Annotated in this window: 13 protein-coding genes; 3 read left to right on the plus strand and 10 right to left on the minus strand. The window is 48.2% G+C overall.

Translation table 11 applies throughout. The features are described 5' to 3' along the window. Positions 1-15: 15 nt before the first annotated feature. The 4 genes from CRO03_RS01805 to sdhC are packed head-to-tail and all read right to left on the minus strand — an operon-like array spanning position 16 to position 3,240. Positions 16-738 carry a succinate dehydrogenase iron-sulfur subunit gene (locus CRO03_RS01805; RefSeq protein ID WP_097109851.1) on the minus strand — a complete coding sequence of 241 codons (723 nt, stop codon included), beginning with the start codon at positions 736-738 and terminating at the stop codon, positions 16-18. A gap of 13 nt (positions 739-751) precedes the next feature. Then, entirely contained in the window at positions 752-2,524 is a 1,773-nt protein-coding gene (sdhA, locus tag CRO03_RS01810) for a succinate dehydrogenase flavoprotein subunit (RefSeq protein WP_097109852.1), read from the minus strand. Beyond that, on the minus strand, positions 2,525-2,872 hold the full coding sequence (sdhD, locus tag CRO03_RS01815) for a succinate dehydrogenase, hydrophobic membrane anchor protein (protein ID WP_097109853.1): 348 nt from the start codon (positions 2,870-2,872) through the stop codon (positions 2,525-2,527). Further along, complete coding sequence (sdhC, locus tag CRO03_RS01820) at positions 2,863-3,240, minus strand: succinate dehydrogenase, cytochrome b556 subunit (protein WP_141397718.1); 378 nt, start codon at positions 3,238-3,240, stop codon at positions 2,863-2,865. Before sdhC ends, sdhD begins: the two co-directional genes overlap by 10 nt. 366 nt (positions 3,241-3,606) lie before the next feature. Here sdhC and gltA point away from each other — a divergent pair, with 366 nt between their 5' ends. From gltA to CRO03_RS01835, 3 genes are all read left to right on the plus strand, one after another. Next, complete coding sequence (gene gltA / locus CRO03_RS01825; RefSeq protein WP_097109855.1) at positions 3,607-4,890, plus strand: citrate synthase; 1,284 nt, start codon at positions 3,607-3,609, stop codon at positions 4,888-4,890. A 136-nt stretch (positions 4,891-5,026) separates the two neighbouring features. Beyond that, a complete protein-coding gene (locus CRO03_RS01830) occupies positions 5,027-6,244 on the plus strand; it encodes an aminotransferase class V-fold PLP-dependent enzyme (RefSeq protein WP_097109856.1) in 1,218 nt (405 codons plus the stop codon). Beyond that, positions 6,241-6,684, plus strand: coding sequence for a SufE family protein (locus tag CRO03_RS01835; RefSeq protein WP_097109857.1), 444 nt, complete (start codon positions 6,241-6,243; stop codon positions 6,682-6,684). The genes CRO03_RS01830 and CRO03_RS01835 overlap by 4 nt, the downstream gene beginning before the upstream one ends. Here the strand turns inward: CRO03_RS01835 and tcdA are convergent. From tcdA to msbA, 6 genes are read right to left on the minus strand one after another with little or no spacing between them, the layout of a single operon-like run. Next, positions 6,665-7,495: a tRNA cyclic N6-threonylcarbamoyladenosine(37) synthase TcdA gene (gene tcdA, locus CRO03_RS01840; protein WP_097109858.1), complete on the minus strand. Its 831-nt coding sequence runs from the start codon at positions 7,493-7,495 to the stop codon at positions 6,665-6,667. The genes CRO03_RS01835 and tcdA overlap by 20 nt on opposite strands. Before the next feature lie 9 nt (positions 7,496-7,504). Beyond that, complete coding sequence (locus CRO03_RS01845; protein ID WP_097109859.1) at positions 7,505-8,215, minus strand: pseudouridine synthase; 711 nt, start codon at positions 8,213-8,215, stop codon at positions 7,505-7,507. Next, positions 8,212-8,967, minus strand: coding sequence for a 3-deoxy-manno-octulosonate cytidylyltransferase (gene kdsB / locus CRO03_RS01850; protein WP_097109860.1), 756 nt, complete (start codon positions 8,965-8,967; stop codon positions 8,212-8,214). The genes CRO03_RS01845 and kdsB overlap by 4 nt, the downstream gene beginning before the upstream one ends. Next, entirely contained in the window at positions 8,955-9,146 is a 192-nt protein-coding gene (locus CRO03_RS01855; protein ID WP_170948942.1) for a Trm112 family protein, read from the minus strand. The genes kdsB and CRO03_RS01855 overlap by 13 nt, the downstream gene beginning before the upstream one ends. An 8-nt stretch (positions 9,147-9,154) precedes the next feature. Then, positions 9,155-10,120 carry a tetraacyldisaccharide 4'-kinase gene (lpxK, locus tag CRO03_RS01860; protein ID WP_097109862.1) on the minus strand — a complete coding sequence of 322 codons (966 nt, stop codon included), beginning with the start codon at positions 10,118-10,120 and terminating at the stop codon, positions 9,155-9,157. Beyond that, the gene (gene msbA, locus CRO03_RS01865; protein ID WP_097110363.1) at positions 10,117-11,862 is read right to left on the minus strand and encodes a lipid A export permease/ATP-binding protein MsbA; all 1,746 of its coding nucleotides are present in this window, start codon (positions 11,860-11,862) and stop codon (positions 10,117-10,119) included. Before msbA ends, lpxK begins: the two co-directional genes overlap by 4 nt. Between the last annotated feature and the right edge of the window lie 34 nt (positions 11,863-11,896).

Below are 11,896 nucleotides of genomic sequence, written 5' to 3' on the forward strand. Positions count from 1 at the left end.
TAAAATAAGGGCGCATTACAGCGCCCGGTTTAACAACATCGATTTAATCTGGCCAATGGCTTTAGTCGGATTTAACCCTTTCGGACAAACATTAACGCAGTTCATGATGCCATGACAGCGGAAAACGCTGAAAGCATCGTCTAAATCATTTAAACGCTGTTCTGTTGCCGTATCACGGCTGTCCGCCAAAAAGCGGTAGGCATGCAGTAAACCTGCCGGGCCGATAAACTTGTCCGGATTCCACCAAAACGATGGGCATGACGTTGAGCAACATGCACATAAAATACACTCATACAAGCCATCAAGCTTAGCGCGCTCTTCCGGGCTTTGCAAAAACTCACCCGCTGGCGGTAACTTATCATCGTTAATCAGATAGGGTTTTACTTTCTCATATTGAGTGTAAAACTGGCTCATATCAACAACCAGATCCCGCACTACCGGCAAGCCTGGTAATGGCCGAACTACTATTTTTCCACCTTTACCTTTCGTTGCTACTGACAAAGGCGTGATACAGGCAAGGCCATTCTTACCATTCATATTTAAGCCATCAGAACCACAAACCCCTTCACGGCAGCTGCGACGAAAAGACAAGCTTGGGTCTTGCTCCTTTAATTTAACCAACGCATCTAACACCATCATATCCCGACCTTCCGGGTTATCGAGGGTATATTCCTGCATCCGAGGCGCGGTATCAACTTCAGGGTTATAACGATAAATCGAAAATTGCAATGTTTTCATCATACTATGCCTCTTAATACGTACGCGCTTTTGGCGGAAAGGCTTCACGGAACTTAGGTTCCAGGTTCACTTTACGCTTAAACATCGACTCGGTATCTGGTGTATATACCACATGACACAGCCAATTCTCATCATCTCGCTCCGGGAAGTCAAAGCGGGAATGCGCACCACGGCTTTCTGTCCTGAAGTTTGCAGACACCGCTGTCGAGTAAGCTGTCTCCATCAGATTGTCCAGTTCTAAACATTCAATTCGCATAGTATTGAAGTCTGAACTCTTATCGTCCAACCGGGCAAACTTTAAGCGTTCGCGAATTTCTTTCAGCTCAGCCAGGCCCTCGGCCATAGCGTCACCTTCGCGGAATACAGAGAAATTAAGCTGCATGCATTTTTGCAAATCTTTCTTGATTTGCACCGGGTCTTCACCCTGGCCTGCTTTGCTTTGCTCCCAGCGCTGAGTGCGGGCTAAAGCGGCATCTAAATCAGATTGTGATGCCGGACGCGCTTCCGCTGTAGCAGCTAACGCTTCACCCAGGTGTAAACCGGTAGCCCGACCAAATACCACTAAATCAAGCAGTGAATTACCACCTAAACGGTTAGCGCCGTGTACAGATACACAAGCGATTTCACCACAGGCAAATAAACCGGCGACGATAGATTCAGAACCATCAGCTTTCGGGCTGATAACCTGACCATTTACGTTAGTGGGTATACCACCCATCATATAGTGACAGGTTGGAATAACCGGAATCGGTTCTTTTACCGGGTCAACATGAGCAAAGGTGCGGGACAACTCACAAACGCCAGGTAAGCGACTTTCCAGTACTTCTTCACCGAGGTGATCGAGTTTTAATTTAATATGAACGCCCCATGGGCCCTCACAACCACGACCTTCGCGAATTTCTGTCATCATGGAACGGGCAACAACGTCACGACCTGCTAAATCTTTAGCATTAGGTGCATACCGCTCCATAAAGCGCTCGCCATCTTTATTCAGCAGATAACCGCCTTCACCGCGACAACCTTCTGTTACCAGGGTACCTGCACCGGCAATACCGGTTGGGTGGAACTGCCACATTTCCATGTCTTGCAGCGGCACACCGGCCCGCAGCGCCATGCCTACACCGTCACCGGTGTTGATGTGAGCATTAGTGGTAGAAGCATAAATACGGCCGGCACCGCCGGTCGCCAATACGGTGGCTTTGGCTTTGAAATAAACCACTTCCCCGGTTTCAATATCAATGGCAGTACAACCAACAATGGCGCCATCCTGATTTTTGACTAAATCAAGCGCATACCATTCAGAGAATACCTGTGTTTTATTCTTTACGTTTTGCTGATATAGCAAATGCAACAAAGCGTGACCGGTACGGTCAGCTGCGGCGGCAGTCCGGGCAGCCTGCTCACCACCAAAGTTTTTTGACTGACCACCGAATGGCCGCTGGTAAACCCGGCCATTTTCAAAGCGTGAAAATGGTAAACCCATATTTTCCAGTTCGGTAATGGCTTCCGGACCGGTTTTACACATGTATTCGATAGCGTCCTGATCACCGATATAATCTGAGCCTTTAACGGTGTCAAACATATGCCATTCCCAGTTATCTTCATGGGAGTTACCCAAGGCAACCGTAATACCGCCCTGAGCTGATACAGTGTGGGAACGGGTTGGGAACACTTTGGATAATAATGCACAGGTTAAACCTGACTGAGTGATTTGCAACGCAGCACGCATACCCGCGCCACCTGCACCAATTACAATGGCATCAAACTCTCTTACTGGAATATTCACTTAAGCACCCCACAACACAAATAAGCCGACCGCGACATAACCAAAGGCCAGTGCGTAAAGGAAGAATTGTAAAACTGCACGTAACCGGGCTGATTTAACGTAATCAGTCAGTACCTGCCACAAGCCTATACGGGTATGAACAGCAATAGAGATCAGCGCCAGCAAGGTAAAGACTTTCATTGCCATGTTAGCAAACAAGCCGTGCCACACTTCAAAAGTAACCTCAGGGGTTACGATAAAGAAACCGAGTATAAACAAGGTATATAATGCCAACACAATTGCGCTGGCACGCAATGAGACGTAATCCTGAACTCCATCACGCTTCAGACTTGCCTGATTCAGAACCATAACCATACTCCTGCTAAAACTGCTAATACAAGCCATAACACCATGATGATATTGGCACTTAAGGTACCTGACTTAAGCTCTTCCCAATGCCCCATATCCATCACCAGGTGCCTGACACCTGCTAATAAGTGATAAATCAGCACAGTGATAGTGCCCCAGGCGATAAACTTCGCCAGATGCGAGGTCATCAGAGATTGCACATAGTCAAAGCTGGCCTGGCTTTGCAATGAATATGCCCATGCCCAGATAACGAACACCAGGGCGAAAAACATTGCCACACCGGTAACACGGTGCAAAATTGACGCTTTGGCAGCTGCAGGTAGAGAGATCGTTGATAAATCTAGATTTACTGGTCTTTGCTTTTTCACAGTTTCTTGCCTATCGATGCTCGTACAGAGCTTAGTTGTTGTTTTAGGTGCTGCAAAAACAGCTACCCGCCCTGGCGATATACTCGTTTTTGCTCAAGCTGGTTCAACAAAAACTATCTGGCTGGTGAACTGATTTTACGCCGGCAATAGTATATATTTCATAAGCGCTTATTACAATTTTTGTTTGGTTTTAGCCGGAAAATTCCGCATGCGAAACATTACACATTTAGGGGTTGCTGACAATACTACTAGAGTCGAATACTTATTAAGCAAATACGCATTAAAATTGACTTTTAGGGGCAGTTTGCGAGTAGAATAGCTGCAATACCCTTAGAATCCGAAACTACAACAATTAGGAGAAATCCAATGGCAGATAAAAAGGCCGTCGTGCAGATTGATGGTAAGTTATTTGAGTTACCCATTTATTCTGGCACGGCTGGTACTGACGTAATCGACGTTCGTACGCTCGGGCAGCAAGGTTATTTCACATTTGACCCGGGCTTTATGTCAACGGGCTCCTGCGAATCTAAAATCACCTACATCGACGGCGACAATGGCGTGCTGTTGCACCGTGGTTACCCGATTGAGCAGCTGGCAGAGCATTCAGATTATCTTGAATTATGCTATTTGTTACTCGAAGGCGAATTACCTAAGGAACAAGAATACACTGATTTCGTCACCACTATCACCCGCCATACCATGGTGCATGAAAAAATCGCCTCATTCTTTCAGGGTTTCCGGGTAGATGCCCACCCGATGGCAATGCTTTGTGGTGTGGTTGGTGCATTATCGTCATTCTATCACTCTGATTTAGACATTAACGACCCGGAGCAACGCAAGCGCAGTGCCCATCGCTTAATTGCTAAGTTGCCGACGATTTCTGCTATGGCTTATAAATACACTGTTGGCCAGCCGTTTGTGTATCCGCGCAACGATTTAAGTTACTCTGAAAACTTCCTGCATATGATGTTTTCGGTACCAGCGGAAGATTATAAAGTCAGCCCTATCTTGGCCAAAGCGATGGACCGGATCTTTATGTTGCATGCTGACCACGAACAAAACGCCTCGACCTCAACCGTGCGTCTGGCAGGGTCTTCTGGTGCTAACCCTTATGCGTGTATTGCAGCAGGTGTTGCATCACTGTGGGGCCCGGCACATGGCGGCGCCAATGAAGCCTGTCTGAAGATGTTGCAGCAAATTGGTTCTGTCGATCGCATTCCGGAGTTTGTCGCCCGGGCAAAAGATAAAAATGATAGTTTCCGTTTAATGGGCTTCGGTCACCGGGTTTACAAGAACTTTGACCCACGCGCCAAAGTCATGCGCGATACCTGTCATGAAGTACTGAAAGAGCTGAACGTGAAAGACCCATTGTTAGATGTGGCAATGGAGCTGGAACGGATCGCGCTGGAAGATTCGTACTTTATTGAGAAGAAACTGTATCCGAATGTCGATTTCTACAGTGGCATTATTCTTAAAGCTATTGGTATTCCGACCAGCATGTTTACCGTTATTTTCGCCATGTCACGTACCGTAGGCTGGATTTCGCACTGGGACGAGATGCTGGGCGAGAAAGGTCACAAAATCGGCCGGCCACGTCAGCTTTACACCGGTTATGCCAGCCGCGATTTTAAGAAGCTGGATAATCGTTAAGCCTTTTCAGCTAAGGCATAGCATTAAAGCGGCGACTATCGCCGCTTTTTTTTATGGTCTAAAACAGCGCAGTAACCTTGCTATCTGTTACTCCAGCACCGACAATTCGCTTAGTTTGATAATACCCTGAGACCTTATGCATTCTTTCGACCCTGTAAACTTTCGTGGTCAATTTGCGTTCTTTCAGCATAACCCGGGTTGGGTTTATCTGGATAACGCAGCCACCATGCACAAACCAAACGTTGTTGTGGACGCCATGGCTATGTTCTACCAGCGTCATAATAGCAATGTACACCGTGGTGCCCATACCTTAAGCCAACATGCCACCCGGGCATTTGAACAAGCCCGCGATGATATCGCCGCTTTTATTAATGCCAGTGCCCGCGAGCAAATTATATTTTGTAGTGGTGCCACTGCAGCACTGAACCAGATTGCATTTGGCCTGATGCATACCGTGCTCAAGGCCGGTGACAGAGTGTTAATTACCGCGCTGGAACATCATGCCAATATCGTGCCATGGCAGATACATTGCAGCAAATACGGTGTAATTCTGGATATCGTGCCGTTAACCGCAGACTATAAGGTTGACCAACAGGCATTTACTGAATTGCTGGCACTAAAACCCAAAGTAGTCAGTTTTAGTCATATCTCTAATGTACTGGGGCATATTCAACCCGTTACCCAAATGGTCAGCCAGGCAAAAGCCGCAGGCGCGCTTACCGTAATTGATGGGGCGCAGGGTATTGTGCACGACAAAGTAGATGTGCAAAGTCTGGATCCCGATTTTTACGTCTGGTCCGGACATAAACTTTATGGTCCGACCGGAATTGGGGTGTTATACGGCAAAACAGCAGCCCTGGAGTTACTTACCCCACTTTTTGGGGGTGGCGAGATGATTAGTGAAGTTAACTTTAGTCACAGCTTATTTAACATTCTGCCATTCCGGCTTGAGGCCGGCACTCCTGATATAGCAGGCGCTATAGGCCTGGCTGCGGCCTGCAATTGGCTACAAAGCATTAACAACGAACAGATGAAAAGTTATAAATCGATGTTATTAAAACAGTTCTTTGCCGGCCTTAATAAAATTGATGGGCTGGATATTTTGTCTTCGCCTGTGCATAATGCCGGTATCGTAGCGCTGAATGTCCAAGGTGAACACCCTGCAGATGTGGCAGAACTCCTTAATCAGCAAACCGTAGCAGTAAGGGGGGGCCAGCATTGCGCTATGCCCTTTTTCAGCCTGTTAGGGTTAGCTGGTGCAGTCAGATTCTCATTCGCGCCCTATAACACTGAAGCAGATGTAGCAACCAGCCTGCATGCATTAACGCAGGCCGTGGAGATACTAACGGCATGACCCTGGATCAATTACTCGCTGACACAAAACCCGCGCTAAGTCAGATATATGCCGAAGACTTGCCAGAATTAACTCAGGCGAAAGACTGGCAAAGCAAGTATCGTATTCTGATGCAATTGGGTCGAAAACTGCCGCCAATTCCTGAAAAAATGAAACAGCCATCACTACTGGTTAAAGGCTGCGAAAGCCGGGCCTGGTTAATGCATTATTACAATCAGCATCAGGACCAACACTTCTTTGTTCTGGACAGCGAAGCCCGGATTGTTAAAGGGTTAATGGCTATCATGTTAAGCCTGGTAAATGGTATGAGTAACACCGAGTTAAAAAAGTTTGAGTTGGCCCAGGCTTTTGACAAGCTTAATTTAAAACCCTACCTGAGCCAGTCACGCGGTAGTGGCTTGAATGCCATGATGGCCAGAATTAAAGACTGCTGTCATTAAGCTTTGCTGGCTGATTAGCTTTAGCAGCAATTTTCTGCAATACCCTTGATACCGCAGCCAGACCAAAACTGGCGGTTACTACGGTGGTAGCGCCAAAGCCACCACTGCAATCTAACCGCATGCTGCTCACTTCACCGTCGCTTGTCATTTGTGGTGTTTTTTGCTGACAAACACTACCATCCGCCTGGGGATAAACCAGCTGCTCGGTAGAATAGACACAATCTATACCAAAGCGGCGTTTCGGGTTCCGGCTGTAGTTATAATCGCGACGCAGGGTATTGCGTACTTTGGCCAACAGCGGATCATTAATGGTCTGAGTTAAGTCACCGATCTGAATTTGAGTTGGATCTGTTTGTCCACCGGCCCCGCCAGTGCTGATCACTCTTATTTTATTGCGCTTACAATGCGCCAGTAACGCCACTTTAGCCTTGATTGAGTCGATAGCGTCCACAACGTAAGTCATTTGTGGCGTAATAAGCTGGCGCAGGTTATCACTGGAGATAAAATCTTCTACCTGATGAACGATACATTCAGGGTTAATTGCTTTAATACGCTGGGCCATTACGGCGACTTTATCCTGGCCTACAGTATCGGTTAACGCATGCAGCTGCCGATTTATATTACTGATACAGACATCATCGAGGTCTATCAGGGTAATTTCACCAACCCCGGAGCGTGCCAGCGCTTCTGCCGCCCAACTGCCGACACCGCCAATACCAATTACACAAACATGGGCCCGGCTAAACGCGCGCAACGCATCAGTGCCATACAGCCGGCCAATACCGGCAAAACGAAGTAAGTAATCAGACATCTTTAGTTTTTAACCTGTTGCGGTTGTTGATTGTGGTTGTTGATAATCGGGCCAGGTCAACTGCCAGGGCTCAGCCCACTGCTGCCATGCTCCGGCATGGGTCAGCTGTTGAAAGTAAGTGCCTTGTTCCGGCGCTTGCTGATACTGATATAGCTTGCCGGCGAGGGTAAAACTCAGGGCAAATGCATGTAAATAAACCCTGTCAGCAGCACCACCCTGATACAACCTATCACCGGCTATGGCGGCGCCGACGCTTTTTAGTGCCACCCGGATTTGATGAGTTTTACCGCTGTATGGCTTAATCAGAAATGCCCGTATAGGTATGCCAGCGAAGCCCTTACTGACAAAGTAACTTACCGCCGGATTGCTCTGAGATTTTAACAGCTTCCAGGCACCGCGGCGTGCTGCTGCCATATCGCCTTTTACCCAACCCTGTTTTTTAGCCGGTTTAGTTAAACTCAGTGCCAGGTAGTATTTTTCAACCTGATGCCGGGTAAATAAACTAGTCAGTTGCGCTGCGACCTCACTGCTGCGTGCCAAGATAATCAAGCCCGACGTCACTTTATCCAGCCGGTGCACCGCAAACAGTTTGAAACCCAATACCTGTTCTGCCTGCACCACTAAACCGGCGCCATCTTCGGAATGAAAACTCACGCCGGCAGCTTTATCCAGCACCACAAAATCGGCAGTTTCAGCTACCAGGTTAAAGGCAGTGCTCACTGCGCCAAACTCCGGGCATGCTGGCGGGCTTGCTCCAAATCAGCCGGCGTATCCACCCCAACAGCCGGCGTCTCCAGCGCCGTGTCCACGTGAATGGCTTCGCCTTGCCATAATACCCGCAATTGCTCGAGGCTCTCAATTTGCTCTAAAGCCGACGCCGGCCAGTTGACGTATTGCTGAATAAAGCCGGCCCGATAAGCATAAATGCCAATATGGCGCCGGTAGTGACTGGCTAAATCATCTGCGACAATACCGTCTCTGTCGTAAGGTATGACGCTGCGGCTGAAATAAAGCGCATAGCCCTGTTTATCGGTGACCACTTTAACGATATTCGGGTTACGAATTTCTGCTGCATGGCGAAGCGGCACAGCCAGAGTTGCCATCCGGGCCCTATGCTGGCCCGCCAGGTTCTCAGCAACCTGGCGAATAATTAATGGCGGAATAAAGGGTTCATCTCCCTGCACGTTGACCACTATGGTTTCTGGGCCAAGTTGTAGTTTGTTTACCACCTCAGCCAACCTTTCTGTACCCGAGTTATGATTTGGATCGGTCATACACACTTCACCACTGAACTCATCAACCGCAGCGGCTACCCTGGCGTCATCTGTTGCGACAACCACCCGGCTGGCGCCACTTTGCAGCGCCTGCTGATATACCCGCTCGATCATTGTTTTACCGGCAATATCAGCCAGTGGTTTCCCGGGCAACCGGCTACTGGCATAGCGGGCAGGAATAACCACTACGAACGCCATTTTTTAACCTCATCCGGGCCTAACTGTTCTGCCTCATCAGCAATCAATACCGGAATATTATTGCGAACCGGATACGCCAGCGCATCCGCTAGACAAATCAAACGCTGTGCGGTTTTATCGTATTTAAGTTTGCCTTTGCACAACGGGCAGGCCAGTATTTCAGTCAGTGCAACGTTAATAGCCATAATTATTCCAGTAATTGGGTAATTTTATTAATAATTTCAGTGCTTTCTTCCGATGTAAAACTGGCATCAACCGGCAGAAAATACCAGTTGTCGCGGCCAAAATGCTGACATTTTACTGCATCTTTTTCGGTCATCAGCACCGGGCCACTGATTTCGTTAAAATCGGCTGCAGTAAAATGGTGATGATCAGCGAAGAACCGCTGATTAACCACCTTAAAACCCGCCTGCTGTGCCGTGAGCTGAAACCGCTGTGGGTTGCCTATACCTGCCACCAGCGTAACTGAACACGGCGCAAGCTCCGTACCAGTAAGCAAGCTTTTTGCCACTGAGCTACTTAGCTGCATCTGATAATCAGCCTGCGTTATCTCACCAGAGTTGGCAATAATCAGATCAACGTTAGCCAGTCTATCGCGCCGCTCGCGTAACGGCCCGGCTGGCAATAATAAACCATTACCAAAACCGCGCCGGCCATCTACCAGCACTATTTCGAAATCACGGGCTAAACGATAATGCTGTAAACCATCATCGCAAATAATAATATCTACCTGATAGCGGCCCAGCAGCTCCCGGCCAGCAGCAACCCGGTCCGGGCATACCACTACCGGACAACCACTGCGCCTGGCCAGTAACAAAGGTTCATCACCTACTTCAGTGGCCAAGCTATCAGCAGTGACCACTATCGGCCTGTTGACCTTAGCACCATAACCACGGCTGATAATGCCTGGTCGCAGACCTTTTGCCAGCAGTTGCTGGCACAGCCAGAGCGTAAAAGGCGTTTTTCCAGTACCGCCAACACTGATATTACCAACGATTACAACCGGCACGGCCAACTTAAACTGACGTTTAATGCCAAGCCGGAACAGGGCGGTTCTGGTACTACTAAGTAACCAGTAAAGCGCCGCCAGAGGCAGTAGCACAATCGATAACCAGTGGCCCTTCTGATACCAGCTTTGTTGCAGCAGATTCATTGTTCAGTGCCGAACTGCAACTTATATAACTGGGCGTAGGTGCCATTAGCATCGAGCAGTTCAGCGTGGCTTCCCTGCTCAATAATCCGCCCCTGCTCCATCACAATAATTTTATCAGCTTGCTCAATGGTCGATAAGCGGTGGGCGATAACAATATTAGTGCGGCCTTTAAGCAGTTCATCAAGGGCAGCCTGGATTTTCCGCTCCGACTCGGTATCAAGTGCCGATGTCGCTTCATCCAGCACCAGAATGGGAGCCTTGCGCAATAAAGCACGGGCAATAGCAATGCGCTGGCGCTGGCCGCCTGATAAGCTGACGCCGTTCTCACCAATAATGGTGTCCAGGCCGTCCGGCAACTGATTAGCAAATTCCAGCACATGGGCTTTTTCAGCTACCTCGAGCAACGTCGCTCTGTCTACCTGCTCCGCCAGGCCGTAACAAATATTGTTGGCAATGGTATCGTTAAACAAGGTGACATATTGGGATACTATCGCCATCTGATTGCGCAGCGACGGTAAGGTGCACTGGCGAATATTCTGACCATCAATGGTAATATCACCGCTGGTTAATTCATAAAACCTGGGCAACAGGCTGGAAATGGTGGTTTTACCGCTACCGGAACGCCCTACCAGGGCAATGGTCTGCCCGGCGTTAGCGGAAAAACTAATATCAAATAACACTTGTTTATCATGGCCGGGATAGCTGAAATTGACCTGGTCAAAGCGAATATCACCTTTTACCCCGGCCAGCTGCACCGTACCGGTGTCCTGTTCAACCGGCTGATCAAGCACCGCAAAGACACTTTTTGCCGCTGCCAGACCACGCTGAAACTCACTGTTTACCGTGGTTAATTGCTTTAACGGCCTGAGCATCATCATCATCGAGGCGACAATAGTGGTAAAGGTGCCGGCCGACAGGCTCTCCAGCATTTCCGGGAAACTGGCCATATACACCACAAACGCCAGGGCAAAAGAGGCAATAATCTGAATGGTTGACACACTGATCGCCCGGGTAGCCTCCATCTTAACATCTTGCTGCCGGGTTAAATTATTCACATTGTGAAATCGTTGTTTTTCTATTTCCTGGCCACCAAAAGATAAAATGACCTTATGGCCATTAAGCATTTGTTCCGAGCAGGTGGTGACATTACCCATCGCATTCTGAATATTACGGCTGAGCAAGCGAAAGCGTTTCGAGACAAAACTGACCACCACGGCAATTACCGGCGCAATCAACAGGAAAATAGCCGACAACTGCCAGCTCATCATAAACATCATTACCAGCAAACCGATTACAAACACCCCCTCACGCAGCAGCACGGTCAACGAACGTGAAGTAGTCTGTTTGATTTGCTCGGTATTGTAGGTAACTTTTGAAATAAGCTCACCGGTAGAGTGCTGATCGTGAAAACTGACCGGCAGGCGCATATAGTGCTCAAACAATTGCTGGCGTAATGTTTTTACCACATGGGTACCTACCCAGTTAAGACAGTAACTGGCTATAAAATTGAACACGCCACGAAGTATAAAAATAAGCACAATAAACACCGGGGCATAACGCAGGTAGTTGGTGTTTTTGTCATTAATGCCGACATCAATAAAATCAGGTAACTTTGAAATGAAATACACATCAATCAGCGCATAACCCAGCATACCCAGCGCAGCTGCCAGAAAACCGAATTTATAAGGAATAACATAACGCAATAAACGCCGGGCGGTACCCGCTTGGTTAGCTTCAGACACTGACAATGGTTAATCCTGCCATTTGAATTTTGCT

The sequence above is a fragment of the Arsukibacterium tuosuense genome (genome assembly GCF_900215315.1).
Classification (GTDB): domain Bacteria; phylum Pseudomonadota; class Gammaproteobacteria; order Enterobacterales; family Alteromonadaceae; genus Alishewanella; species Alishewanella tuosuense.